Below are 25,326 nucleotides of genomic sequence, written 5' to 3'. Positions count from 1 at the left end.
AAGCGGCGGACCACCGCACCGCCACGGCTCGCCTCACGCCCCGCGAAAAAATCTCCAACTCCCACGGAACGAATCCGTCCCCCGCCTCCTCTCTCAGGCATCAGCCCCACCACGACTCCTGAAAGAGGTCCCGCCATGGCCGCCTTCGCGCCCCTCGCGTCCGTGTTGAGTTTCGCGCCGCCGACCCCGGCCGCCCGGCGCCGCGCGGGTGCCGCCGTGGCTTCGCTGCTGGTCGGCGACGCGGTCCTGCACGCGGTGTGGGCCACGGGCGTGACGTGGCCGGCCGACAGCACCGCCACGCTCTCCCAAGGTCTGCTCAACGCCGATGTGCCGTTCACTCCGCAGGTGCTGCTGCCCCTGGTGGCGGTCCTCACCACCGCGGCCACGTGCGTCTATGCGCACGCGCACGCCTGGGGTGGAGCCCGTATCCGCGCCCTCACCCACCTGGTGACCGGTGCCGTCGCCGTCGGCCTGACGGTGCGGGCGATAGCGGGCGTGGCCTGGGCGTTCGGTATCGGCGCCGACTCGGGCAGCACCTTCTACCGGCTCAACCTGCTGGTGTACACGCCGGTGTGCATCGGTTTCGGGTATGCGGCGGCACGCCTCGCCCGGGGAGGGAGGTCCCGGACGGCCGGGATGCTGCGTCGCGCGCGGGTCGCGGGAGAATGACCGCCACCGTGACCAAGCAGGTGCCGCCGGAGGCAGACCGTCGAGCCAGAGGCGTTGCCCTGGCGCGATCGGCCCTGCGCGGAGACACCCTCGCGATGAACGATCTGCTCGACCATCTCATCCCGTACGTCACCTCGATCTGCGGCCCCATCGCACTGACCAGCCGTCAGGATGCCGTGCAGGAGACCCTCGTCGCGGTCTTCCGCGGGCTGCGGCGCCTACACGAGCCGGAGGCCCTGTACGGCTGGGTCCGCTCGGTGGCGGTCCGCGAAGCCATACGGGTCGCCAAGCAAGACGCGCGCAGCAACCCCGCCGAACTCACCGAAGTACCCGCCGTCGGCGACCCGCAACTCGCCGCGGACATCGGCGACGTACTGGCACGTCTGTCGCCCGAGCACCGCGCCGTCCTCGTGCTGCGCGACATCGAAGGCCTCGACGAAAAGGAGGCGGCCGCCATGCTCGGCGTCCCGGAAGGCACCGTCAAATCGCGGCTGTCCCGGGCCCGGGCCGGATTCCGAAGGATGTGGACGTCGTGACCGTGGGAGACCCGCACGAGTGGAACGGATCGGAGCATCCGGACGTGGATCTGCCGTCTTGGCACGGCTCGGTGTTCGACCCGGTGGCCGAACTCGATCCGATCGAACGCCTGCGCATCATCACCGGCGGCATTCCGGGCGCCCGCGTTGTCGAAGGTGTCGTGGACGTCCCGTTCGACGAGGCGTGGGCGGTGATGGGCGACCTGGAGGACGGCTTCGGCGTGTTCCAGCCGGACATGCGGCACGTCACCGTCGTCGACCGCGACGGCGAGCACGTCGTCGCGGACGCCCGAAGCCGGTACGGGATGCGCGCTCGGCTGCGCGGCGTGCTGCGGCCGGGCTGGTGCTGGCTGCAAAGCCGGTTCGTCATCATCGGCATGGCCGCGACACCGTCGCCCGACGGCGCAACCACCCGCGTGGCACTGACCGGTGGCGTACGTGTCCCGGGCCGCGCCGCCATAGTCCCGCTCGGCACCCGCCGGGCCCTGCAACGCTCGCTGACACAGCTCGACCGCGTGCTGACCCGCGGCTGACGGGGCCACGGACCGCCGCGGGAGGCGGGCGGCGGGACGTAGCGGGGGCAGGCGGGTTGGGCGGAGGCCGGACGGGGCGCGGCTGGATGGGGGCGGGGCTGGAAGGGGCTGCCCGGCCCGAGAGCGGGCTGCCCGCTCCTCTTGGATGACCGCGGCCCGCTTGCCCGGTCTCCGGGTAGCCGAGTCGGCCGGTAGCCGGGCGGGAACGGGGCAGGCCCCCGTCCCGGGTCGGGCCGGACACCCCTGCGGCCTCACTGCCGCCCACCCAGTCGCCGGGTGACGGGGTGGCCGGGCAGTCGGGTGGCCAGGCAGCGGGAGCCGGGTGGCCAGGCGGCATGGCGGCGGGGCAGCGGGAGCCGGGTAGGCCAGGCAACAGGGCGGCAGGGCGGCAGGGGCTGGGTAGCCAGGCAGCCGTCAACCGGTCAACCAGGCAACCGAATGGCCGGCCTCCCCGGCTACCGGCAGCGCTCCCAAGTGCCGTCCACAGCCCACCTGATCAGCCGCGCGGCGACGGTCAGCCCACCGCCGCTCGCGGACCTGATCAGCCTGCAGAAGGAGCTCGATGCGGTCCCTCATCGCATCGCTGATCACCAAGCACACAGACACGCCCGATCAACGGGCCAGGCCACGGACGAGACACGCTCCAGGGCTGCTCGCTCAGCGCCACCCCACCCACAAGGTCAGCACCAACCGCCGACCACCTACAAATCCAGCACCAACCGCTCCCCCGCACACCGCGACACGCAGATCATCATCGTGTCGCCGACCGCCCGCTCCGCGGGAGTCAGGACGGTATCGCGATGGTCCGGAACACCCTCCAGGACATCGGTCTCGCAGGTGCCGCACGTGCCTTCGGCGCACGAGTACAGCACCTCGACACCGGCCGAGCGGACCGTCTCCAGGATCGACGCATCGGCCGGCACCGACAACGTACGACCGGACCGGGCCAGCACCAGTTCGAACGCGCTGCGAGGCTCGGCCCCGTCCTCCCCGTCGCCGTCGGCGGCGGCGGGCTGGAACCGCTCGGTCCGCAACGTCTCGTGCGGCCACGCCGCCGCGGCCGCGTCGAGCAGCGGTCCCGGACCGCAGCAGTACACCAGAGTGTCCGACGGCGCGTCGCCCAGGTGCGCGGTGAGGTCGAGCAGTCCGGTCTCGTCGTGCGGCGCGATGGTCACCCGGCTGCCATAGCAGGCGAGTTCGTCGACGAACGCCATCGACGTGCGGGTGCGCCCGCCGTACAGCAACGTCCAGTCGGCTCCGGCCGCCTCTGCCGCCGCGAGCATGGGAAGGATCGGCGTGATGCCGATCCCGCCCGCGACAAACCGATACCGCGGCGCCGGTTCCAGCGCGAAGCGGTTGCGCGGACCACGCACCCGCACCGGCGTGCCCGGGGTCAGGGTGTCGTGGACGAACGCCGAGCCGCCGCGCCCGGCCGGCTCGCGCAGGACGGCGATCCGCCACGTCGCGGCCTCGGCCGGATGGCCGCACAGCGAGTACTGACGAGTCAGACCATCCGCGAGCAGGAGATCAATATGAGCACCAGGAGCCCAGACCGGCAGGTCCGCCCCTTCGGGGTGACGAAGCGTCAGAACAGCGACCCCGTCGGCCGGTTCGACCCGCTCCGCAACGGCGAGCTGAAGGGTCGAGTCCACGACCGCAACAGGCAACGTCGACACACTCATCCCGTCACCGAAGCCGAAGCCGACGCGGATGCCGAGGACGAGGACGGGGGCGACGCGGAAGCGGATGCCGAACCCGGTGCCGACCCCGCAGCACTCGCCGACGCCCCGTCCGCCGCTCCGGCAGTCATCGCCGCCAGTACCCGTCGCGCCGCCAGAGCGCCGGCATCGATGTTGATGCTCAGCTCCTGGTACCCGTCCGGTTCGCTGTCGAGCGTGCGCTGCAGCAGGTTGAGTGCGTCGACGTCCTGGATGACCACGTCCCGGTTGAAGTCGTGCAGGAACGTGTCGAGTTCGACGTCGTCCGTGGCGAAGTCGCGGGAGACGGCCCAGAAGTCGTACACCTTGCCCGGGGCCGACGGCGTGATCGCGTAGGTGATCTCCGTGTGGTAGGCGCGCGTCGGGTCGCCGACCGGGGAGATGCGGCTGTGCAGGAGGTACAGGCAGGGGGCGAAGTACTCGATGTCCTGCCGGCGGGTGATGCGGCCGTCGATGCCGGTCGACCGGGCGTAGAACGGCGGACATGCGGCGTCGTCCATGCGTCGGCTGACCCGGACGATGTGGGCCTCGTCGTCGACGGACGTGGCAATCGGCGTCTCCGCGACCTCGGGCGTGCCGATGTAGCCGTTGTGCAGGTAGGTCTCGTGCGACAGATCGAGGAGGTTGTCGACCAGCAAGCCGTAGTCGGCGTCGATCGGTTCCATGCCGCGGACGGTCGACCAGCCGGGGCTGTCGAGGTGGCGGGCCCGCGGGATGGCCGTCGGGTCGGCGCGGTCCGGGTCGCCGATCCACACCCAGACGAGGGAGTCCTGTTCCACGACGGGGTAAGAACGCACGCGGGCGGTACGGGGGATGCGCGTCTGCCCGGGGACGCGCACGCACGTTCCGGTGGGGTCGTACGTGAAGCCGTGGTAGCCGCACACGACCGTGTCGTTCTCCAGGCTGCTCGCCGAGAGCGGGTAGCGGCGGTGCACGCACCGGTCGGCCAGCGCGACGACGGAGGCGCCGTCCTCGGTCCGGTAGAAGACGATCGGCTCGCCCAGGATGGTGCGGGCGAGCAGGTCGCGTGCCACTTCGCCGGAGTATGCCGCCACATACCACTGGTCGCGCACGAATGCCGTCATGTCGCCTCCCGGAAAGCCGAGTTCGAGGGTGTGGCGGCCAGCGTCCCGGTCGGTCCCGGGCGGCGACAACGGCTCTTTCGTCCAGCGAAAGTGTGCGGTCGGCCAGGCTGCTCGGGGGCAGGGAGATGCCGCACACCGCAAGCACCTGTCAGCGGGACACTGATGTGCGGTCAGCACGGCGGACGACCGAGCACGCGGGAGGTCACGCGGGCCGCAAGCCGTACCACCGGAACGAGGGTCTGGGGTCGGCACGGCGGACGACCGAGCACCCGGGAGATCCCACGGACAGCGCGCCGCACCACCGGAACGACGGTGTGCGATCAGCGCGGCGGACGACCGAGCGCCCGCGAGATCCCGCGCGCCGCGAGCCGTACCACCGGAACAAGGGTGTGCGCCGGCGTCGTCTCCGCCGGCACCACCACCGACACGGCGGCAAGCACGTCGCCGTGCGGTCCGTACACCGGAGCCGCCACGGACACCGCGTCGTCCGTGATCTGCCGGTCGCTGACGGCGCAGCCCGTCGCGCGGACATCGGCCAGCACGCGGCGCAGCAGCGTCGGGTCGGTGATGGTGTGGGGGGTGAAGGCGGTCAGCGGCCCGTCGCAGACGCGGTCGATGACGGCGGTGTCGGCGTGGGCGAGCAGCACGAGCCCGACGCCGGTGGCGTGCAGCGGCCAGCGTGCGCCGACGCGGGTGCGGACGCCGACCGCCGAGCGGCCGAAGATCCGTTCGATGTAGAGCACGTCGTAGCCGTCGCGGACTGCCAACTGCACGTTCTCGTGGGTGGTTTCGTACAGGTCCTCGAGGAACGGCAGAGCGGCATGCCGCAGCCCGAGGCCGCGTGGTGCGAGGGTCGCGACCTCCCACAATCGGAGCCCGATGTGGTACGTGCCGACTTCGTCGCGTTCGAGCGCACCCCAGGCGGTCAGCGCGGCGACGACCCGGTAGGCGGTCGGCAGGGCAAGGTCGGCGCGGCGGCTGATCTCGGTGAGGGTGAGCGCGGGGTGTTCGAGATCGAAGGCACCGATGACGGAAAGGAGGCGGTCGGCAGCCGAACGAGGCGCGAGTGGCGCCCCGGACGCATCACGCGTTGGGGAGGGCGGATCGGCCGGCCCGCCGCGCCGGGTCGCGGTCGCGTGCGCGGCCACCTCCGCAGCCACGACCGCGGCGGCCGTACGACGCAGTTCCAGCAGCTCCGCAACGTGCAGCCCAAGGGCGTCGGCGATCGCCGCCACGGTCTTGGCCGACGGCAGCGCATCCGCCCGGAACGCGGCGTGCACGGTGGTGCGGCTCAGACGTGCCCGGGCGGCCAGTCCCGGCTTGGTCAGCCCCGCGCGGGTAAGACCGTCGCCGAGCCGTCGGTGCAGCTCGTCCAGCGCCGCGCTGCGCTCGCCTTCCGGCTCGGTCACCGATCGGCCGCTCTCGGACCGGCACCGCTGCGCGGCGGAGCCACCGCCGCAACGGCCGTGTCCCCCACGACCACGGCCTCGTTCCCATCCCACCGGACCGAGTCGGCATCGCCCACAGCTACGCCCTCGGCCGCGTCCGCGTCCGCATCCCCGTCATCCCCGTCCAACCGGACCGAGCCGACGTCCCCCACGACCACGCCTTCGTCCGCGTCCAACCGGACCGAGCCGACGTCCCCCACCGCCACGCCCTCGTTCGCGTCCAACCGGACCGCGGCCAGGTAGGCGCGGATCGCCACCAGGTTCCGCAACATGCAGTCGATGCGTGCCTGGATGCGGTCGGCTTCCTCGCGGAGCAGTGCCGAGGTCTCCTCCGTCAGGCACTGCGGGTGCGGGTGCAGCTGCCCGGGCCGGTCGAGGAACGGCACGATCCGCCGGATGATCTCGGTGGTCAGTCCGCTGTCCAGCAGTCCGCGGATCTGGGTCACCCGCGCCACGGCGCTCTCGTCGTAGTCGCGGTACCCGTTGTCCGCGCGTTCCGGATGCAGGAGGTCCTGCTCTTCGTAGTAACGCAGCATCCGCGTCGGCACCCCCGTGCGCCGCGCCAGCTCGCCGATCCGCACGTGGCGCCTCCTGTTCGGGATCGTGGTCGGAGTCGGGGTCGCGGTCGGGGTGAAGGCCGGAGCGGTCTCCCGGTCTCACCAGTCAGCCATCGGCCCCCACGCGCCCGGCAAGCCGATCCGCACTTGCCTTCACACCGATGTCAAGGTTTCAGCATGATCCCATGCCCTCGCCATCTGCAAGCTCCCCGGCGACTCGGACCGATCCACGTCCAACCGATCCCCGTCCGAGCGACCCCCATCCGACCGACCCCACGTGGGTGGCTCCCCCGCAATCCGCTCCGACGGCAACCACCCCCTCACCCCCACGGCTCCCGCTCCCCGGCCTCCTGGCGCTGTTCACCGCAGCCTTCGGCGCCGTGCTCACCGAGCTGCTCCCCGCCGGACTGCTGCCGCAGCTGAGCGAGGGCCTGAACGTCTCGGAAGCAAGCGCCGGGTTCCTGGTGACCGGCTACGCGGCCGCGTCCTGCCTCGCCGCGATCCCGTTGACGTCGGCGCTCCGCGGTGTCCGCCGACGGCGCGTCCTGATCACCGCGCTGCTCGGGTTCGCGTTGGCCAATGCGGTGACCGCCGCGTCCGGAGCGTATGCCGTGACGTTCGCGGCCAGGCTGCTCGCCGGGGCCATGGGCGGCGTCCTGTGGGCGATGCTGGCCGGCTACGCCGCCCGCATCGCCCCGCCGGAGCGCCGCGGCGCCGCCATTGCGCTGGTGCTCGCCGGTATCACCGTCGCGCTCGCGCTCGGCATCCCTGCCGGCACCACGGCGGCGGCGTACGTCGGCTGGCGCGGCACGTTCGCTCTGCTCGCCGTCCTCGGTGTCTCCGTCGCCGCCTGGGCGCGGTGGAAGGTGCCCGACTTCCCCGGCGAGGCTGCCGCGGACCGCACCCCGCTACGCCGGATCGCAAAGCTGCCCGGCCTACGGCCGATCCTCGCGGTCACGCTGTTTCTGCTCCTCGGCCACCAGGCCGTGTACACGTATCTCGCACCGCTGTCGGAGCGCGCGGTCGGGGACCGAACGGGGGTGGTGCTCCTGGTGTTCGGCGGTGCGACCGTCGCCGGAATCTGGGCGGCCGGGCTCGTCGCCGACCGCCGTCCGCGTGCGGCGCTGGTCGCGGCGTTGGCGGGCATCGCCGCCGCGTTGACGTTGCTCGGGGCGGCGGGCGGGCTGCCGCCGGTGTTGTTCGCGGCCGTCGCTTTGTGGGGTGCCGCGTTCGGGGCCGCGCCGACGCTCGTCCAGACCGCGCTGGTGACCCTGGCGGGTCCGGACCGGGCCGATGCGGCGACATCGCTGCAGGCCACCGTCTACAACATCGGCATCGCCGCGGGCTCGCTCGCGGGCGGCGTGGTCCTCGGCTCCGCCGGGTCGGGGATGCTCCCGTGGGTGGCGTTGCCGATGGTCCTGGCAGCGCTGGGCGCGGTCGCCGTGGGCCGGTTCAGAACAACTTAGGCTGCGGCGCTTCCGGCGCACCTTCGATGGTCAGCATCCGCCACTTGGTGGCGACCCCGCCGTGCGCGGAGAAGCCGCCCGACGCCCCGCCCGCGGCGAGGACACGATGGCAGGGCACGACGATCGCGCACGGGTTCTGGCCGAGGGCGTGGCCGACCGCACGTGCGGCGCCGGGCATGCCCATGCGCTGGGCGATCTGGCCATAGGTGACGGTCTGTCCGGGCGGGATCGTCCGGGCGATGTCGTAGACGCGGCGCTGGAACGCCGGTACGCCGTCGAGGTCGAGGGTGATGTCGGCCAGGTCGACCGGTTCGCCGTCCAGCAGGGCGCGGATGGCGGTGATGGCGGCGGTGACGTCGGGCGGGGGCGCGGCGTCGGGGTAGCCGTCCGGGAGGCGCGACCGCAGGGTGGCGTCGTCGCGTTCGGGAAGGTGGACGGCGGTGACGCCACGCGGGCCCCACGCGATGCCGCACCGGCCTATCGCGGTGTCAAAGAGCGCGGATCCGCGTGGCGTCATGGTTCCAGTCTGCCGTTTCCTGCCGGGGATTTCCGCCGGAAAAGCGCCGCGGGTCAGGCGGCGCAGACGCAGAACTGGTTGCCGTCGGTGTCCTCGTAGACGATCCAGCCGCCATCGCCCTCGCCGTGGTGGGCCACGCGGACGGCTCCGAGGGACTCGACGCGGGCGGCTTCGGCGTTGAGGTCTTCCGTGTACAGGTCCAGGTGGAGGCGGTTCTTGCCGACCCGCGGCTCGGGCACGACGTGGATGCCGAGGTCCGCGCCCGACTTGGCGGGATCGACGAGGGATGCGTAGGTGTCTCCTTGTGAGCCGACCTCGTATCCGGTGACCGCGCGCCAGAACGCGAGGGCGCCCGCGAGATCGTTGGTGTCGATGCCGATGCCGCCAATACGGAGGGCCATGGAGTACTCGTTTCCGTGACAAGGCGTCCCGTCCGGGGACGACCAGAACGACGTAACCTTCTATTAGTGAACACTAGTTACCGTAACCAGCTAGCGTCAATAGCCGGTTAGAACGGGATGGCATGTCCGAGCACGACCGCGCAACCGACACCGGCCCCGGGACCGGGACTCCCGCTGCGACTCCCGCAGCGACTCCCCCCGCGGCCTCCGAGGACGCCGCCCCCGGCGCGCTCCGGCTCGTCGAGGACTTCGTCAACACCTTGAGCGTGGAGACGGGCACCGAGGCGCTGACCGACCCGGCCGCGCTCGCCGCGTGGCTGACCACGTACGGCCTGCTGCCGGACGGCGCCCCCGCCGGCCAGGCCGGACTCGACCGCGCCCGGATCGTCCGCGAAGGCCTGCGCGCCCTCCTCGCCGACCACAACGCCGCCCGCCCCGCCCTCGAAGAGCACGACGGCGACCCGTACGCCCCAGCCCTGGCCGCGCTCGCCTCCACCGCCCGTGAACTCCCGCTCGTCTTCGACCCGTATGCCGACCCGCCGCGCCTCGCCCCGGCGACGTCCGGCACCGTCGACGCCGCCCTCGCCCGGCTCCTCGGCCACGTCGCCGAAGCCGCCGCCGCGGGCACCTGGGTACGCATGAAGGCCTGCCGCATGTGCGCATGGGCCTACTACGACCACTCCCGGAACCGTTCGCGCGCCTGGTGCTCGATGGCGCTCTGCGGCAACCGCGCCAAGGCGAAGGCTTTCCGCGACCGCACCCGCTGACCGACCGGCGCCGCCGCCGCAAAGCACGCCGCGAGCCACGCCACACACCGGCGACGAACCACGCGACACGCCACCGCCACGTCCGAAATCCGCCAGTCACCTGTCCGTGCGACGACGCATGATGGACAGGTGCTCGACACTTTCACCGCTCGTTACCAGGCCATCAGCAGCCGCGACTCCCGGTTCGACGGCCGCTTCTACACCGCGGTCTCCAGCACGGGCATCTACTGCCGCCCGAGCTGCCCCGCCCGGACCCCGAAGCCCGAGAACGTCTCGTTCTACGGCACCGCGGCGGCCGCCCAGGCCGCCGGATTCCGTGCCTGCAAGCGGTGCCGCCCGGAAGCCAGCCCCGGCTCGCCCGACTGGGACATCCGCGCCGACCTGGTCGGCCGCGCCCTGCGGCTGATCGCGGACGGCGTCGTCGACGAAGGCGGCATCGGCGCGCTCGCCCGGCGGCTCGCCGTCTCGGAACGGCACCTGCACCGCCAGATGGTGGGCGAGGTCGGCACCGGCCCGCTCGCCCTCGCCCGGATGCGCCGGGCGCAGACCGCGCGCATGCTCCTCGAAGCCACCGACCTGCCGGTCACCCAGATCGCGTTCGCCGCGGGCTATTCGAGCGTGCGCCAGTTCAACGACAGCATGATGGAGGCGTTCGGCTGCGCCCCGCGCGAACTGCGCCGCCGCCACCGGCCGGCCGGGCCGGGTGCGGACGGCGAGGGCGACATCGTGCTGCGCCTCCAGCACCGCCGCCCCTACGCCGACGGTCCGCTGGTCGCGTTCCTCGCCGCGCGCGCCATCGGCGGCGTCGAAGAAGTCACCACCGACGAGGACGGCCGCGTCGCCTACCGGCGCAGCCTGCGCCTGCCGCGCCGCACCGGTATCGCCACCATCACGCCGCACCCGGACTCCGGGTTCGCCACGCTGCGGCTGCGGCTGGAGGACCTCCGCGACCTCACCGCGGCCGTGCAGCGCTGCCGCCGGCTGTTCGACCTGGACGCCGACCCGCAGGGGGTCGACGACGCGCTCGGCGGCGATCCGCTGCTGGGCCCGCTGGTCGCGGCCCGGCCGGGGCTGCGCGTGCCGGGGCATGTCGACGGGTTCGAGTTGGCGGTGCGCGCGGTCCTCGGGCAGCAGGTCACCGTGAAGGGCGCGCGGACGCTCGCCGAGCGGCTCGTCCGCAAACTCGGCTGCCCCCTGGCCGCGCCGGACGGGACTCTGACACACATGTTCCCCAGCGCCGAGCAAGTCGCCGCGGACGACCTCGACGGCATCGGCCTGACCACCGCCCGCGCGAAGGCGCTGCGCGGCATCGCGCAGGCCGTGGCGGACGGCGCGGTCGTCCTCGACCCGGGCGCCGACCGCGAGGAGACCGAGCGCGGGCTGCTGGCGCTTCCCGGCATCGGCCCGTGGACCGCGTCGTACATCGCGATGCGCGCGCTCGGCGATCCGGATGCGATTCCCGTGTCGGACCTGGGAATTCGCCAGGCCGTGGCCTCACTCGGCGCCGATGGCGACGCCAAGGCCGTGGCGCGGCAGGCGGAGCAGTGGCGTCCGTGGCGCGCCTACGCCGCCATGCACTTGTGGACGCACCTGTCCGCGTCCGCCGCCGGCACGAAGGACAAGGACAAGGACAAGGATCAGGGTCAGGGCCGGGACCAGGGCCGGGATCAGGACGCCGCGCGCCCGTTGGCGTCGTCGTAGGCGTCGCGTGCGGCCATCAGTTCGGGCAGGTGTGTCATCGCCCATTCGCGGCATGCCGCGATCGGCCCGAGCAGGGAACGGCCGAGGCCGGTCAGGGCGTACTCGACGCGCGGCGGCATCTCCTCGTACGCGGTGCGGGTGATCATGCCGTCGCGTTCGAGTGCGCGCAGCGTGTCCGTCAGCACCTTCGGGGTCACGCCGCGCAGCGGCACCTTGAGTTCGGAGAAGCGGCGCGGCCCGTCGGCCAGGCACACGACGACCAGGCCCGACCACTTCTCGCCGATGCGGATCGGCATGCCGCGCGCGGGACATCCCGGGGCGAACATGTCCGCGGAGAGCGGCGGCAGCGGGGCCGCGGCGGCGAACGGCTCGGCGTCAGGCGCGGATCCGCGGCCGTCCCCGGCGGGGGCGATGTCGAACATGAACCGAAACTAGCCCACGGACCCGCGTCGTGGTGCCCGGATTTCCGGCCTGTTCCGGATCGGAATCGTGCAGGTCGGCGCCGGTACCGTTGCGGTAACCGGCACCTGCGCGCTTAGCGTGCGCGTCGTTCGGCCGACAAAAGGTCGGCGTCGAAGGACGGAGTTCAAACCATGGCAAAGATCGTGGTGTTCGGGGCGGGTGGACATGCCGGGCGCAAGACCGTCGTGGAGGCGGCCGCGCGCGGGCACCAAGTGACGGCGGTGGTCCGCGATCCCGCCAAGTACGCGGACCTCGCCGCCGCGGCCCCGGGCGTGACGGTGGTCGCGGGCGACGTGACCGACGCGCTGTCGGTGACGGCGGTGGCCGCCGGGCACGATGCGGCGATCAGCACCGCCGCCCGGATGGATGTGCCCGCCGACGAGTTCTTCACGGCGGCCGCCCGCGCGCTGGCGGACGGGCTGGCCGCCGCGGGCGTGACGCGGCTGGTGGTGGTGGGTATCGGCACCACGCTGGAGGTGACGCCCGGCGTGCCGATCTACGACACCCCGGACTTCCCGGCGGACTTCCGGCCGTTCTCGCTCGGCCACGCCGCGGAACTCGACGTGCTGCGGGCGACGGACGAGCGGCTGGACTGGCTGGTGCTGGCGCCGCCGCCGGTGTTCCTGGACGACGAGGGCCCGAAGACGGGGGCCTACCGGTTCGGCGACGAGCGGGTGCCGGAGCACTCCGGCGAGTCGTTCGCATACGCCGACCTCGCGGCGGCGGTGGTCGACGAGACGGAGAACCCGCGGCACCACCGCGCGTTGGTGTCCGTCGCGTCCTGACCCGGGCCCGGGCCGCGCGCCTCGGCGACCCCGCGGAATAGCCGCCTCCGAACTACCGTTATGTTGAGCGTTCAACAAACTTGGAGGTGTCATGACCACCGCGAACACGACCGCACGCGGCATCGCGTCCGTCGCCGACCGGCGCATGCTCGGCCCGGACGCGCAGGTCGACGCCAAGGCGCTGGTCCTCGAACCGGGCAAGTGGGGGCGCCACGACCCGTTCCTGCTGCTCGCCGAGGACTGGTTCAGCACGGTCGGCTTCGACTGGCACCCGCACCGCGGGCAGGAGACCGTGAGCCTGGTCCTCGAGGGCGAGCTCGAGCACCGGGACAACCGCGGCGGCCAAGGCGTCCTCCGCCCGGGCGACGTGCAGTGGATGACCGCGGGGAGCGGGCTGTTCCACGCCGAGAAGGCCCACGAAGGCAAGCCCGTCCACATGCTGCAGCTGTGGATCAACCTGCCCGCCGCCCACAAGATGGACGAGCCGCGCTACCAGGACCTGCGCGGCGCGGCCGTCCCGGTGCGGCGCGAGGAAGGCGTCGAGGCACGCGTGTTCTCGGGCCGCTCCGGCGACGTGACGGGGCCGGCGGTCAACGTCGTGCCGATCACCATGGTCGACGCGACGCTCTCCCCCGACGCCGCGTTCACCCAGGAAGTACCCGGCGACCAGAACGGGTTCGTGTACGTCCTGACCGGCTCTGGCCGGTTCGGCCCGGACGCGGCACCCGCGAAGGCCGGCCAGGTCGTCCACCTCGCGCCGTCCACCGGCAGGGACACCGCGGACGAACTCCGGGTGGCCGCCGGCGGCGAGGGCCTGCGCTTCGTCCTGTGGACCGGCCGGCCGGTCCGCGAACCGGTCCAGGCCTACGGCCCGTTCGTCATGAACACCCGCAGCGAAATCGCCCAGGCGGTCGAGGACGTACAGTCCGGCCGTTTCGGTGCGATCCCCGAGGACTGACCCGGACGGTCCCGGCGACGGCTCGGCAGCTCCCACGGCGGCTGCCGAGCCGTCTTGCGTCGGCATCCGGCCTCGCCGAGCGGCGGCCGGTCACACCGCGGCCAGGGCAGTCCTCCGCGACTCCACGTCGCCCAACGCCTCCACCGCCGCCGTCACCGCGCCCTCGCTCGCCGCCAGCAGCGGCAGGCGCACCGCGGCGCTCCGGATCTCGCCGCGCGCCCGCAGGACCCCCTTCACCACCGCGGGGTTCGGTTCGGCGAACAGCCGCGCCGACAGCCGCACAAGACCGCTTCCCAGGGCACGCGCCCGCGGCACGTCGCCGCTCTGCCACGCGTCCACGACATCCACGAAAGCCCGCGTGGCGACATGCGCGGACGCCAGAATCCCGCCCGCCGCGCCGAGCGCCAGCAGCGGCCCGAGGAGCACGTCGTCACCGGCGAGCACCGCGAAACCCTCCGGCGGATCGGACAGCAGGTCCATCGTTTCCCCGTCCAGCACGCCGACCGCGTGCTTGATGCCCGCGACCCCGGGCAGCGCGGCCAGGCGGCGCAGCGTGCCCGCGGACAGCGGACGGCTCGTCCGGTACGGCACGTGGTAGACGATCAGCGGCACCGGGCTCGCCGCGGCCGACTCGGCGAAATGGGCGACGACTCCGTCCTCCGACGGCCGAGTGAAGTAAGGCACCGTCACCAGCGCCGCCTCCCTTGCCCCACCTCCGACCCGCCCGAGCGCCGCAAGTTCCGCGGCCGCCTTGCGCGTGTCGTTGGTGCCGACGCCCACGGACAGCACCACGCCGCGTTCGCGTGCGACGCGCCGGCAGGTGGTCACGATCGCCGCGCGCTCGTCGGCGTCCAGGCTTGCCGCTTCGGCTGTGGTGCCGAGGGCGACGAGCCCGGCGGCCCCGTTGTCGACGACCCGGTGCGCCAAGCGCTCCAGGGCACCGAGATCGACGGTGGCACCGTCGCCGGAGAACGGGGTGATCAGGGGAACGTGAATGCCACGCAGATCCAGGTCCATGCGTCGAGCCTGCGCGCCGCGGAAGCGGTAGGTCCAGTTCGCAATTGTGTACGTGAGCGTAAGCTGAACTGATGCTTGATGTCCGTCGCCTGCGCCTGCTGCGAGAACTCGCCCATCGGGGCACGATCGCCGCGGTCGCCGACGCCCTGTCGTACACCCCTTCGGCGGTATCGCAGCAGCTGTCCGCGCTCGAACGCGAAGCCGGAGTGCCCCTGCTGGAGCGGACCGGACGGCGCGTGGCGCTGACCCCTGCCGCGGCTGCCCTGGTCGCCCACACCGACGCGGTCCTGGCCCGGCTGGAGCAGGCCGCCGCGGAACTCGACGCGGTACGCGGCGGCCCCGCGGGGCCCCTCCGCATCGGTGCGTTCCCGTCCGCGGTGCAGGCGCTGCTCCCCGGCGTGCTCGCCCGGCTCGCCGCGGAGCACCCGGCCTTGGAACCGCGCGTCGCCGAGCTGGATCCGGCCGCGGCCACCGACCGGCTGCGTGCCGGCGAACTCGACGTCGCCTTGCTGCACCGCTACGACTTCGCCCCGGCGCCCGCGGCCTCCGGCGTGCAGACCGAGGCCGTGCTGACCGAGACCCTGTACGCGGCCGCGCCCGCCGACGCCCCCTTCCCGCCCGACCGCGGCGGGAACGCCGACGACCTGCGGCGATGGCGAGACGCCGGGTGGATTCTCGCCACGCCCGGCACGCTGTGCCACACCATGACCGTCCGCGCCTGCGAAGCCGCCGGCTTCACGCCGAAGGCCCGGCATTCCGTCGACGATTTCGCGGCCGTGCTGCGGTTGGTCGCGGTCGGCCAAGGGGTGGCGCTCGTTCCGGAGCTGGCCGTCGCCGAAGGGACGTCCGCGAACGTCGCCCTCACCGCGCTGCCGCTGCGACGGCACACCGAGGTCGCGTACCGCCGCGGCGCCGGGGGCCACCCGGCCGTCCGGGCCTTCACCACCGCGCTGGCCGCGTCCGCCCCCGCCGCGCTGCGTCCGGCTGCCGCCGACGCCGGGCTGCCCGGCGAGGGCTGACCCCGACCCGGCCGACCACTACGCGGCGGTCAGCCGCGGACCAGATGCCTGCTGATCACCACGCGCTGGATCTGGTTGGTGCCTTCGACGATCTGCAGGACCTTCGCCTCGCGCATATAACGCTCGACGGGGAAGTCGGTCGTGTACCCGTAGCCGCCGAAGACCTGCACGGCGTCGGTGGTGACCCGCATCGCGGCATCCGTGCAGAAAAGCTTGGCCATCGCGGCTTCCTTGCCGAACGGACGTCCGCTGTCCCGCAGTCGCGCCGCGGACAGGTACAGCGCACGGCCGGCCTCGACCGCGGTCGCCATGTCGGCCAACAGGAATTGGATGCCCTGGAGATCCGCGATGGGGGCGCCGAACTGGCGCCGCTCCCGGGCGTACTCGACCGCGGCATCCAAAGCGGCCTGAGCCACCCCGACCGCGCACGCGGCAATACCGAGGCGCCCGGAGTCGAGCGCGGACAAGGCGATCCGGAAGCCGATGCCTTCCTCGCCGATCCGCGACACGGCAGGCACCCGCACACCGTCCAGATGCACCAGGGCCGTCGGGGACGACCGCATGCCCATCTTGCGCTCGGGCGCACCGAAGCTGAGACCGTCGGCGTCGGCGCGGACCAGGAGCGTACTGATGCCGCGCGCGCCCGCTTCACCGGTGCGGACCATGACGGTGTAGAAGTCGGCGACACCGCCGTGCGTCGTCCACGCCTTGGTGCCGTCGACTGTGTACGCCTCACCGTCCGGATCGGCCACCGCGCGCGTGCTCAGCGCGGCCGCATCCGAACCGGACTGCGGCTCCGACAGGCAGTAGGCGCCCAGCAGTTCACCCGACAGCATGGCCGGCAGCTGCTCGGCGCGCTGCTCCGCCGTGCCGTAGGAGGCCATCGGGAAGCAGGCGAGGGTATGCACGCTCACGCCCAAGCCGACGGCCAGCCAGCCGGCGGCGAGTTCCTCGAGCATCTGGAGGTACACCTCGTAGGGCTGTCCCCCGCCGCCGTACTCCTCCGGGTACGGCAGGGACAGCAGCCCGGCCGCGCCCAGCGTGCGGAACACGTCGCGGGGGAACCGCCCCGCCTCCTCGTCGCCCGCCGCCCGCGGGGCGACCTGACGGGCCACGAGGTCACGCGTCAGATCGAGCAGCGCTTCGGCTTCGTCGGTGGGGAGGGTGCGCGCGACGGTCATCGGTGCGTCCTTCCGTGGTGCCCGGGTACGGGTCCTTCGGTGACTGGTGCGACGGGTGCGCCGGACGGGATTGCCGCCTGGTGGTGCGATCGTACGAGAGCCCTGCCCGCCAAGGCCCGAACCGCGCGCCCGGCCCCGCGCTTTCCGCTGCCGTCCCGCGCCTCGCGGACACGGACCGCGTCGCCTGCGCGGCCCGGGGCCCGCGCACCACCGTGCGGACTCCCGGGCCGCGCAGCCGCGGCCCCGCCGGATCAGACGACGATCGGCTCGTGCGGCCGGTGGTTGACCGGCTCGCCCGCGGTCTCGCCGCACACCACGATGTCCTCGATCCGGGCGCCGTGCTTGCCCGGCAGGTAGATGCCCGGCTCGATGGAGAACGCCATGCCCGGCTCCAGCACCAGCTGCGAACCGGAGACGATGTACGGCTCCTCGTGCGTCTCCAGGCCGATGCCGTGGCCGGTCCGGTGCACGAAGTACTCGCCGTAGCCCGCGTCCGCGATGATGTCGCGGCCGACCGCGTCGAGGGCTTCGGCGGTGATGCCGGGCCGCACCGCTTCCCGCTGCGCCTGCTGGGCGCGCTGCAGGACGGCGTAGTACTTCAGGTACTCCTCGGGCGCTTCACCGACGACGTAGTTGCGGGTCTCGTCGGAGCAGTAGCCGTCTTCGGTCGTGCCCCCGATGTCGACGACGACGGGGTCGCCCGCCTGGATGACCCGGTCGGACAGCTCGTGGTGCGGGCTGGCGCCGTTCGGTCCGGAGCCGACGATGACGAAGTCCACGCGGACGTGGCCTTCGGCGATGATCGCGTCGGCGATGTCCCGGCCGACCTCGCGTTCGGTCCGGCCGGCGCGCAGCCATTCGGGCACCCGCGCGTGCACACGGTCGATCGCCGCGCCGGCATCGCGCAGCGCCTGGATCTCCGCGGGGCTCTTGCGCATGCGCATCTCGCGGAGCACGTCGCCCGCGAGTGTCTGCTCGGCGCCGGGCATGGCGCGGCGGAAGTTCAGCAGCTTCTCGGCCCACATGTGGTTGTCGACGGCGACCTTCGCGACACCGTCGGGCAGGCGCCGGGCGATGAGTGCGTAGGGGTCGTCCGTTTCGGCCCACCCGGCGATGTCGATGCCGAGCCGCGCGGCCGGCGACGCTTCCGCGGCGGGCTTCTCCAAGCCCGGCACGACCAGGAAGGCGTCCCCGGCCGCGGGGACGACCAGGCAGGTGAGGCGTTCCAGGGGCAGGGCCTCGTAACCGGTCAGGTAACGAAGGTCCGCGCCCGGGCTGATGAGGAGGGCATCGACGCCGGCCTCGGCGGCCGCTTTGGCGGCGGTGGCGAGGCGGTCGGTGGGATACAAGTCCGTGTTGTGGCTCACAGGCCCAAGTTATCCCCCGCCGTGCCGGAACGGCCTGCTCAGAGGGATGCCGCACCCGGCCGCGTCGCCCCCGCCGGACCTCCGGCTCACCCCGCGGCGGCCCCGGAACGGGCGGTCATCGCGGTGGCGACGGCGTCCCACAGCGTGCTGCGGGCCCGCAGCGCGACGGTGACGGTGCCCGCGCACTCCCGCCACCGGCGGGCGTCGGTGCCGCACAGGTCTTCGAGCAGACGCAGCGCCATGGGGCCGTGTTCGTCGCCGTCCACCTCGATGTGCCGTTGAAGGTATTCGCGGAACAGCCCGAAATCGCCGTCGCCGGGAGCGGGTTCCGCACCCGGGTCGCCCTCGTCCAGGACGTGTTCGAACATGCGCGGCACCAGTTCTTCCCGGCCGAGCGCGAAGGCCGCGGCCACGCAGTGCACGGGGGCGTGCTCGACGATCCGCCAGGTATGCCGGACGAACGCGGCCGCCGCGGGCGGAGCGCCACACAGCTCGACGGCGTCCGGGACCGCGATCCCGTCGGCCAGCAGGTCGAGGAAGCAGCGCACGGCGGTCGTGTCGGCTCCGGCGGCGGCCATGGCTTCCAGGTACAGCTCGAAGTGGCTGCGCGGCCCGTTGCCGGTCAGGTCGCTCTCCTCGGTGAGCACGATCTCGTTGACCAGGCGCCGCGCCTCGGGGTTGCCGCGCGGCGTCCACGGGATCTCGACACACGTCAACTGCCGTTGCAGGACGGTGAGCAGCGACATGAAGTCCCACACCGCGAACACGTGGTGCTCCATGAACACGCGCACGTCGGCGGGCTCGGCGAGCTGCCGGTACATGGGGTGCCGCAGCACCCGCCGCCGCGCGGGCGACGTCTCGCCGAGCAGCCGCGTCACCCGGGGCGGCGCGGCGAACACCGCCGGTTCGGCGTCCACGACCGCGGCCACCGCGACCACCCCGGCCGGGGCGCCGGCCGGCACCAGCACGCCGCCGCTGCCGCGTTCCGGCAGCGGGTCGGTCCCGACCGCCGAGCCCCACCGGGTCCCCGACGAGAAGTCGGCCCCGGCCGCCGCGGGCCGCCCGGCCGTTGCCGCCGACCCGGTCGCGGGCACGGTGCCCGATTGGATGCCCGACTGGATATCGCCGTACGCGTCCACAGCTGCTCCCCACGCTTGTCGGTCCGGCCCCTCGGGACATCGGGGCCGAGCCGCGAGCCGGGACGGGAAGGCCCGACGACGCCCCGACTCGCGACGCCCCGAACGTAGGTGCGCCTGCGTGCACCCCTGGCCGGAATCCCCGAAACCCCCCGATTCCACCCGGTTCTCTGCCACGATGCGGTCCATCTGTGCCCGGCGGCGGCGGGTGCGCATGCGGGGTGCGCGGCTCGCCGGTCGCGCGTCGGCAGCTCAGATCGGGTCTTGCCGGGGCTCCCGCCTGGCGAGAAAAGCCCTCGCGGACTGTACCGTCCGGACGGTACAGTTCTCCGCATGAAGCGTGACCTCCTCCTCGACGCCGCCGAGCAGCTGCTCGCCGAGCGCGGCACCTCGGCCTTGACGCTGGCCGCCGTCGCCGCGCAAGCCGGCGTGAGCAAGGGAGGCCTGCTGTACCACTTCGGTACGAAGGACGCGCTGGTCAAGGCCCTCGTGCAGCGGCTCATCGACGAGTTCGACGCCGCCGTCGAGGCCCGGCGCGGCGCGGCCCGCGGGGACTACACGCGGGCGTACATCGACGCGACGTTCGAGATCGTCACCGCCGACGCGCCCGCGCGCCCGCGCCGACGATGGGCGGTCGTCGCCGCCGCCGCGACCGACGCCCAGTTGAGCGACCCGCTGAGCGCCGCCACGCGCCGCTGGCACCGCCGTCCCGACCACGAGGAGCTGGACCCGGTCACCGACCGCGTGGTCCGCCTCGCCGTGGACGGGCTGTGGGAAGCCATGGAGTACGACCCCGAGCTGTTCGACGCCGCCGAGTGCGAGGAACTCCGCATCCGGCTCCACGCGCTGCTCGACGACGCCGGGACCCGCATCGGCCGCACGCCCGCCACCGCGGGTGCGGCAGCCGCCCGCGGCGCCACGGACCGCGGACAACGCCCCGGCCACCCGCGCGTCGGCGTCGACCCCGGCGGTTCCGCACCCACCACCGGCTGACGCGCCACCGACGCTTCGTCACCACACCGGCACGGCGCATCCGGGCCGGCCGAACGGCCCCGCCGCACTACGGCGGCGTCCGCGACATCGGCCCGCGCATTCCGACTTCCGCCCGGTTCCGGGGCAGCTCCGGCGCGCCCCGGCCTCTTCGCCTCACCTGCGCTACGTCCCCCGGAAGGGGCACCCCCATGGCAGCCGACCAGGCTTCCTCCGCGATATCCGACGACCTTGCATCGACCGTCACGCCCGCGACCGGCGCTTCGATCGCCGAACACGCGGAGCCCTTGACTGCGCCCTCCACACCCTCCGCACCCTCTGCCCCCGCGACCGACGCCGCTTCCGCCGTGGACAGCGGGCTGCGCCGGGCGCGGATCGGCACCGCGGGAACGTTCGCCCTCGCGGGCGCCCTGTGCGCGGTGTGGACGGTCCGCGTCCCTGCACTCAAGGACAAGCTCGGCGTGTCCGACGGGCAACTCGGCTTGATCGTCTTGGCCTTCGGCATCGGCGGCATCGCCACGATGTCACTGATGGGCCGCCTCGTGGCGCGCTACGGAAGCCGCGCCCTGCTGCGCATCACCGTGACGCTGTCGACGATTGCCGTCGCCGCGATCGGCTTGTCCCCCAACCTCGGCACCGCCGTGGCGGCGGGCTTGGCCTTCGGCCTGGTGTTCGGCATCACCGACGTCGCGATGAACACGCAGGCGTCGATCCTCGAACAGCGCTACGGCCGCCCGCTGATGGCCGGCATGCACGCCGGCTGGAGCCTGGGTGCGGTCACCGGCGGTCTCCTCGGTGCGCTGGGCGCGCGGGCCGGGCTGGACTTCACGCAGTCGGTGGTCATCGCCTCGGCGGTGGGTCTGCCGGTGGCGTTCTGGCTGCGCGGCACGTACCTGCCGGACACGCCGGCCACGTCCCGCGTGGTCGGCCGCGGCGACGAGTCGCCCGCGACAGCCGGTACCGCCGAGACTTCGTCGGCGAAGGCGCGTATCCGGCTGCCCTTGGGCGTGTACGTCGCCGGAGCCATCGCCTTCTGCGCGTTCATGATCGAGGGCGCGGTCGCCGACTGGTCCGGCCTGTACCTGCGCGACACCCTGGGCTCGGCCGAGGCCATCGCCGCGCTGGCGTACCCGCTCTACGAAGGCGCGATGGCGATCGGCCGCCTCACCGGCGACCGCGTCACCGACCGCTTCGGCGCGCGGGCGGTGCTCACCGCGTCGGGTGTGGCCACCGCAGCCGGCATGGCCCTCGCCGTCGCCGCGAACGGCACGGCGGCGGGCTTGATCGGCTTCTTCCTCGTCGGCGTCGGCGTGTGCCTCGTCGTCCCGGTCGCGTTCTCCGTCGGCGGCGCCCTCGGCGGCAACGACACCACCCACGCGGGCGCAGCCATCGCCCGCATCGGCACGATGGCCTACACCGGCCTTCTCCTCGGCCCGGTCCTCATCGGCTTCCTCGCCGACGCTACGACGCTGCGCGTGGGGCTTGGCGTCACGGTGGCGTTGGCACTCGCGGTCGCGGCGGGGTCGCGGCTGCTGCCGCGGGGACGGCACTTGGCGGGGGGCGTTCAGAACCACTGACGCCCTTTACCGGGCCCTCCCTCCTCCGCCACCAGTCGGGCGCCGGTACCGCGTCGAAGGACCCTCCCCCGCCTCCTCCGCCATCGGGCAACCACCCCCGACGCCCCGAGTCTCCCCAACCCCCGTCTCATCCCGCCGTTTTCATCCCTCACGGCTGTGGACAACCCAGGCCACCACCCTCACGGGTGAACTTCCCGCCGGGTTGTCCACAGCCCGCGCTCACCCCTCCCCGAGTCCCCCCACGACCCCGTCCGCGCGCAGTTTCGCCACCTCGGCTGCGTCCAGGCCCCACCCCTCCAACAGCCCCGCCGTCAACTCCCCCGGTGCTCCTCCCGCAACCGAGGGCGTCCGCGAGAAGCGGGGTGCGGCCTCCGGCTGGACTGTTCCGTCCGGTGTGACGTACGTCCCGCGGGCCGCGTTGTGCGGGTGCCGTGCCGCCTCGTCCCAGGTCAGGACCGGGGTGACGCACGCGTCGGTTTCCGCGAAGACCGCCGTCCACTCGTCCCGGGTGCGCGACTTCAGCACCTCGGTGAACCGGGCGCGCAGCACCGGCCAACCGGCGCGGTCCATCTGCCCGGGCAGGTCTTCGCCGGACACGCCGAGGCCCGTCAAGAACTGCGCATAGAACTGCGGTTCGATGCAGCCCACCGCGACGAATCCGCCGTCCGACGCCTCGTACACGTCGTAGAACGGTGCTCCGGTGTCGAGCAGGTTGGTCCCGGGTTCGTCCGTCCATCCGCCCACGCCCCGCATGCCGTGGATGAACGTCGACAGCGCCGCGGAGCCGTCCGTCATGGCGGCGTCCACGATCTGGCCGCGGCCCGAGCGCTGCGCTTCGACGAGCGCCGCGAGGATGCCGAAGGCGCAGAACATCGCGCCGCCGCCGTAGTCGCCCACCAGGTTCAGCGGCGGCACCGGGCGCTCACCCGCGCGGGCGAACGCGTGCAGGACGCCGGAGATCGCGATGTAGTTGATGTCGTGTCCGGCGCGCGGCGCCAGCGGCCCGTCCTGGCCCCAGCCCGTCATGCGCGCGTACACGAGGCGCGGGTTGCGGGCGAGGCAGACGTCCGGCCCGAGTCCGAGCCGTTCGGTCACGCCGGGCCGGAATCCCTCGACGACGACGTCCGCCGCCGCGATCAGCCGCAGGACGGTCTCGGTGCCCGCCGGGTTCTTCAGGTCGACTTCCAGCCCGCCGAGCCGGCCGCGGCCGACCGCGAGGTGCGGCATGCCCCCGCCGCCGAGCCGGTCGATGCGGATGATCTCGGCTCCCGCGTCGGCCAGCATCATGCCGACGAACGGACCGGGGCCGATTCCTGCGAGTTCGACGACCTTGATGCCCGACAGCGCGCCCATACGGTGGTGCCCCTTCCGACTGCGGCCACGTCCCTGGCCCCGACCTCGTTAGGTGACACAGTCAAGCACAAGCCGCGTCCGGCGCCCATGCCCCGCGCGAGGCAGCCCGTGCCCCCGCACGAAGCAGCCGCACCCCACCCCGGCCTCACTCCCCCCGCGCCGCCACGCCCTCCGCCAGATGCACGATCTCCAACGCGATCAGCAGATCCAGCCGCAGCCGGGAATCCTGCGTGAACGGCCCGACCAGCCGTTCCAGCTTGCCGATCCGGTACCGCAGCGTGTTGTAGTGCACGTACAACCGCCGTGACGTCTCGGCGACGTTCAGATTCGTCTCCAGCAGCACCTGCAACGTCCGCCGCAGATCGGCCGCTTCCGCATCGAGCGGACGCGCCAGCGCCCCCAGCACCTCGTCCGCGAAGCGCTCAAGCTCCCCGTCCGGCGGCAGCAGCGACAGCAGCCGGAACACGCCCAGCCGGTCGAAGTCCGTGACCGCCCCCGGCCCTTGCAGCCGGCGCCCGGCGGCAACCGCACGCCGCGCCTGGTCGTACGCCTCCGGCAGTCCGGCAAGCCCCCGCACCGGACGGCTGATCCCCGTCGAGAACGTCCGCGGAATCCGCGCGCACGCGGTACGCACCCGCCCCGCCGCATCCCGCGCCGTCCCCGACCCGTCCTGGCCCGGGACGGCGGTCAGCAGCGCCACGATCTCGCCCGCATACCCCGCCACCACCCCGTCCGGGTCGGCCTGCCGCACGGTCGCGGTCCACGCCGCGGTGAGCGCGTCCTGCTGACGGCGCAGCGCCGCCGCGTCGTCCCCCGCGGTGGGATCCGGTTCGGCGACCACCACGACGACGGTGCGCTGCAGCAGCGCGCCCAGCCCGGCCACCGGAATCCGTTCGGCGTCGGTGACCCGGCCGGTCAGCACGTCGCGCAGGATGTCGGCCTGGTATTTGAGGTCCCCCGCATCGGTGCTCGCCTCACCGGCGGCCCGCGCCAACTGCTCGGCCAGACCGAGCGCCTGCGCGGCCGCCGGAAGCAGCATCTGCAGGAGGCCCAGCCCGTCCGCACCGGCCCGCGACAGCCCGGCCCGCGACACCCCGGCAGACGCCGCAACGACCGCGGGCCCCGGCAGCGAACCGGCAATCCGCGCGCCCCCGTCGCCGCCGCCGGAGACCGCGTCCTCGTCCCCGGCAACCGCCGACGCCGAGGCCGACACGGCCGCCACCGTCGCCGGCAACGCCGTCGGCGCCTCGCCGTCCCCGCGGGCAAGCTCCGCCCCGACAGCCCGCGTTCGCTCCGAACCCGTGTCCTGTCCCGCCGCGGACGCCCCCGACGGACCCGGCGCGGCTTCCAACGCCCCCGCCGGAACGGTCACCGCGGGTTCCCCCCGCGGTTCCGTCGCCGCCAGCGTCCCCCCGCGCACCCGGCTCGGCACCGGCAGCGGACGTGCGGTCTCCCGCGTGCTCCCAGCGGCCAAACGCGCGGTCACCACGCCGGAGGTCGCCCCCGCGCCCCCCGAAGTCCCCGTCGCGGCGGCTTTCTTCCCGGCCCGGGTACTCGTGGGCGCGCCAAGCGTCCCCGTGGCGCCGGCCGCCCGCCGGGATCTCCCGGCGCTGCCCACCCGGCCCCCGCCGGCCGGCGGAGCCGCCGGAGCCGGCCCCGCCGCCGATTCCGCGCCGGATGCTCTCGCGCCCGGGCCCGCAGTCGACTTCGCGCTCGACTCCGCGCCCAAGCCCGCGCCCACGCCTCTGCCCGTGCCCATCCCCGTGCCGTCGCCGCGCCGTGCCGGGGAGGGTCCCCCGTGCGCCGGGATTCCCGAGTCGCCGCCGATGCCCATGTACCGACCGTATCGGCGCGAACACGCTCAGGACAGCTTTCCCGGGAGCGCGCAGGCAGCGCGCCACCGGAGTGCGCCCGGCGCACGCGCTCACCTGATCGCGGTCATCCGCCGTGTCCGCGGGCCGGAGATCGCGGCAAGGGACCCGTTTTCTCCGCGTTGCGCGGGTACGATGCGGGTGCGCGTGCGTGGCGGACCGGGCACCACGGGTGACCGACGGTCCGCCGCGCTGTCGTGTCCGGCCCAGGT

At 73.4% G+C, this 25,326-nt stretch carries 24 protein-coding genes and 2 pseudogenes; 11 read left to right on the top strand and 15 right to left on the bottom strand.

The window, feature by feature from the left end; translation table 11 throughout:
- Positions 1-135 precede the first annotated feature (135 nt).
- From ABEA93_RS24885 to ABEA93_RS24875, 3 genes are all read left to right on the top strand, one after another.
- Entirely contained in the window at positions 136-669 is a 534-nt protein-coding gene (locus ABEA93_RS24885) for a DUF3995 domain-containing protein (RefSeq protein ID WP_345677968.1), read from the top strand.
- Positions 670-764: 95 nt separating this feature from the next.
- Positions 765-1,205 (top strand): RNA polymerase sigma factor, encoded by a 441-nt coding sequence (locus tag ABEA93_RS24880; RefSeq protein ID WP_345677967.1) that lies wholly within the window; start codon positions 765-767, stop codon positions 1,203-1,205.
- The gene (locus ABEA93_RS24875; RefSeq protein WP_345677966.1) at positions 1,202-1,738 is read left to right on the top strand and encodes a hypothetical protein; all 537 of its coding nucleotides are present in this window, start codon (positions 1,202-1,204) and stop codon (positions 1,736-1,738) included. Before ABEA93_RS24880 ends, ABEA93_RS24875 begins: the two co-directional genes overlap by 4 nt.
- A gap of 489 nt (positions 1,739-2,227) precedes the next feature.
- Here the strand turns inward: ABEA93_RS24875 and ABEA93_RS24870 are convergent.
- From ABEA93_RS24870 to ABEA93_RS24845, 6 genes and pseudogenes are all read right to left on the bottom strand, one after another.
- A pseudogene (locus ABEA93_RS24870) lies at positions 2,228-2,344 on the bottom strand (IS5/IS1182 family transposase); the annotation flags it as partial.
- Positions 2,345-2,439: 95 nt separating this feature from the next.
- Positions 2,440-3,390: a PDR/VanB family oxidoreductase gene (locus ABEA93_RS24865; RefSeq protein ID WP_425585078.1), complete on the bottom strand. Its 951-nt coding sequence runs from the start codon at positions 3,388-3,390 to the stop codon at positions 2,440-2,442.
- 26 nt (positions 3,391-3,416) lie between these two features.
- A complete protein-coding gene (locus ABEA93_RS24860) occupies positions 3,417-4,541 on the bottom strand; it encodes a Rieske 2Fe-2S domain-containing protein (protein ID WP_345677964.1) in 1,125 nt (374 codons plus the stop codon).
- A 320-nt stretch (positions 4,542-4,861) separates the two neighbouring features.
- Complete coding sequence (locus tag ABEA93_RS24855; RefSeq protein WP_425585084.1) at positions 4,862-5,689, bottom strand: IclR family transcriptional regulator; 828 nt, start codon at positions 5,687-5,689, stop codon at positions 4,862-4,864.
- 45 nt (positions 5,690-5,734) lie between these two features.
- Positions 5,735-5,950 (bottom strand): annotated as a pseudogene (locus tag ABEA93_RS24850) (helix-turn-helix domain-containing protein); the annotation flags it as partial.
- Entirely contained in the window at positions 5,947-6,570 is a 624-nt protein-coding gene (locus ABEA93_RS24845; protein WP_345677963.1) for a MerR family transcriptional regulator, read from the bottom strand. The pseudogene ABEA93_RS24850 and the gene ABEA93_RS24845, both read right to left, overlap by 4 nt.
- 257 nt (positions 6,571-6,827) lie before the next feature.
- Between ABEA93_RS24845 and ABEA93_RS24840 the strand changes: the two genes are divergently transcribed.
- Positions 6,828-8,012 carry an MFS transporter gene (locus ABEA93_RS24840; protein ID WP_345677962.1) on the top strand — a complete coding sequence of 395 codons (1,185 nt, stop codon included), beginning with the start codon at positions 6,828-6,830 and terminating at the stop codon, positions 8,010-8,012.
- Here ABEA93_RS24840 and ABEA93_RS24835 read toward each other — a convergent pair.
- Together ABEA93_RS24835 and ABEA93_RS24830 are read right to left on the bottom strand one after the other, a co-directional pair.
- Positions 7,999-8,529: a methylated-DNA--[protein]-cysteine S-methyltransferase gene (locus ABEA93_RS24835; protein ID WP_345677961.1), complete on the bottom strand. Its 531-nt coding sequence runs from the start codon at positions 8,527-8,529 to the stop codon at positions 7,999-8,001. The two genes, ABEA93_RS24840 and ABEA93_RS24835, sit on opposite strands and share 14 nt — an antisense overlap.
- Positions 8,530-8,582: 53 nt before the next feature.
- On the bottom strand, positions 8,583-8,930 hold the full coding sequence (locus ABEA93_RS24830; protein ID WP_345677960.1) for a VOC family protein: 348 nt from the start codon (positions 8,928-8,930) through the stop codon (positions 8,583-8,585).
- A 122-nt stretch (positions 8,931-9,052) separates the two neighbouring features.
- Here ABEA93_RS24830 and ABEA93_RS24825 point away from each other — a divergent pair, with 122 nt between their 5' ends.
- Positions 9,053-9,697 (top strand): CGNR zinc finger domain-containing protein, encoded by a 645-nt coding sequence (locus ABEA93_RS24825; RefSeq protein ID WP_345677959.1) that lies wholly within the window; start codon positions 9,053-9,055, stop codon positions 9,695-9,697.
- A 129-nt stretch (positions 9,698-9,826) separates the two neighbouring features.
- Positions 9,827-11,398, top strand: coding sequence for an AlkA N-terminal domain-containing protein (locus tag ABEA93_RS24820; RefSeq protein ID WP_345677957.1), 1,572 nt, complete (start codon positions 9,827-9,829; stop codon positions 11,396-11,398).
- Here ABEA93_RS24820 and ABEA93_RS24815 read toward each other — a convergent pair.
- Positions 11,365-11,820, bottom strand: coding sequence for a winged helix-turn-helix transcriptional regulator (locus ABEA93_RS24815; protein WP_425585077.1), 456 nt, complete (start codon positions 11,818-11,820; stop codon positions 11,365-11,367). The two genes, ABEA93_RS24820 and ABEA93_RS24815, sit on opposite strands and share 34 nt — an antisense overlap.
- A 171-nt stretch (positions 11,821-11,991) precedes the next feature.
- Here ABEA93_RS24815 and ABEA93_RS24810 point away from each other — a divergent pair, with 171 nt between their 5' ends.
- The gene (locus ABEA93_RS24810) at positions 11,992-12,645 is read left to right on the top strand and encodes an NAD(P)-dependent oxidoreductase (RefSeq protein WP_345677956.1); all 654 of its coding nucleotides are present in this window, start codon (positions 11,992-11,994) and stop codon (positions 12,643-12,645) included.
- Positions 12,646-12,736: 91 nt separating this feature from the next.
- A complete protein-coding gene (locus ABEA93_RS24805; RefSeq protein ID WP_345677955.1) occupies positions 12,737-13,603 on the top strand; it encodes a pirin family protein in 867 nt (288 codons plus the stop codon).
- A 90-nt stretch (positions 13,604-13,693) separates the two neighbouring features.
- Here ABEA93_RS24805 and ABEA93_RS24800 read toward each other — a convergent pair whose 3' ends face one another.
- Positions 13,694-14,620 carry a dihydrodipicolinate synthase family protein gene (locus ABEA93_RS24800; RefSeq protein ID WP_345677954.1) on the bottom strand — a complete coding sequence of 309 codons (927 nt, stop codon included), beginning with the start codon at positions 14,618-14,620 and terminating at the stop codon, positions 13,694-13,696.
- A 71-nt stretch (positions 14,621-14,691) separates the two neighbouring features.
- Here ABEA93_RS24800 and ABEA93_RS24795 point away from each other — a divergent pair, with 71 nt between their 5' ends.
- Positions 14,692-15,639 (top strand): LysR substrate-binding domain-containing protein, encoded by a 948-nt coding sequence (locus ABEA93_RS24795; protein WP_345677953.1) that lies wholly within the window; start codon positions 14,692-14,694, stop codon positions 15,637-15,639.
- Between the two features lie 29 nt (positions 15,640-15,668).
- On the opposite strand, the gene ABEA93_RS24790 is transcribed toward ABEA93_RS24795, so the two are convergent.
- The 3 genes from ABEA93_RS24790 to ABEA93_RS24780 form a co-directional block, all read right to left on the bottom strand.
- Entirely contained in the window at positions 15,669-16,820 is a 1,152-nt protein-coding gene (locus ABEA93_RS24790; RefSeq protein WP_345677952.1) for an acyl-CoA dehydrogenase family protein, read from the bottom strand.
- A gap of 251 nt (positions 16,821-17,071) precedes the next feature.
- Positions 17,072-18,187, bottom strand: coding sequence for a M24 family metallopeptidase (locus tag ABEA93_RS24785; RefSeq protein WP_345677951.1), 1,116 nt, complete (start codon positions 18,185-18,187; stop codon positions 17,072-17,074).
- A gap of 86 nt (positions 18,188-18,273) precedes the next feature.
- Complete coding sequence (locus ABEA93_RS24780) at positions 18,274-19,326, bottom strand: DUF3050 domain-containing protein (protein ID WP_345677950.1); 1,053 nt, start codon at positions 19,324-19,326, stop codon at positions 18,274-18,276.
- Positions 19,327-19,656: 330 nt separating this feature from the next.
- On the opposite strand from ABEA93_RS24780, the gene ABEA93_RS24775 reads away from it, so the two are divergent.
- Together ABEA93_RS24775 and ABEA93_RS24770 are read left to right on the top strand one after the other, a co-directional pair.
- A complete protein-coding gene (locus tag ABEA93_RS24775; protein ID WP_345677949.1) occupies positions 19,657-20,316 on the top strand; it encodes a TetR/AcrR family transcriptional regulator in 660 nt (219 codons plus the stop codon).
- Between the two features lie 188 nt (positions 20,317-20,504).
- On the top strand, positions 20,505-21,890 hold the full coding sequence (locus tag ABEA93_RS24770) for an MFS transporter (protein ID WP_345677948.1): 1,386 nt from the start codon (positions 20,505-20,507) through the stop codon (positions 21,888-21,890).
- A 219-nt stretch (positions 21,891-22,109) separates the two neighbouring features.
- On the opposite strand, the gene ABEA93_RS24765 is transcribed toward ABEA93_RS24770, so the two are convergent.
- Complete coding sequence (locus ABEA93_RS24765; RefSeq protein ID WP_345677947.1) at positions 22,110-23,243, bottom strand: CaiB/BaiF CoA transferase family protein; 1,134 nt, start codon at positions 23,241-23,243, stop codon at positions 22,110-22,112.
- Positions 23,244-23,388: 145 nt separating this feature from the next.
- Positions 23,389-24,456 (bottom strand): PucR family transcriptional regulator, encoded by a 1,068-nt coding sequence (locus ABEA93_RS24760; protein WP_345677946.1) that lies wholly within the window; start codon positions 24,454-24,456, stop codon positions 23,389-23,391.
- Positions 24,457-25,326 lie beyond the last annotated feature (870 nt).

It is taken from the genome of Yinghuangia aomiensis, from assembly GCF_039542225.1.
In the GTDB taxonomy this organism is placed as follows: domain Bacteria; phylum Actinomycetota; class Actinomycetes; order Streptomycetales; family Streptomycetaceae; genus Yinghuangia; species Yinghuangia aomiensis.
Note: the sequence above shows the minus strand (reverse complement) of the source record. Positions and strands in the feature narration are given on the sequence as shown.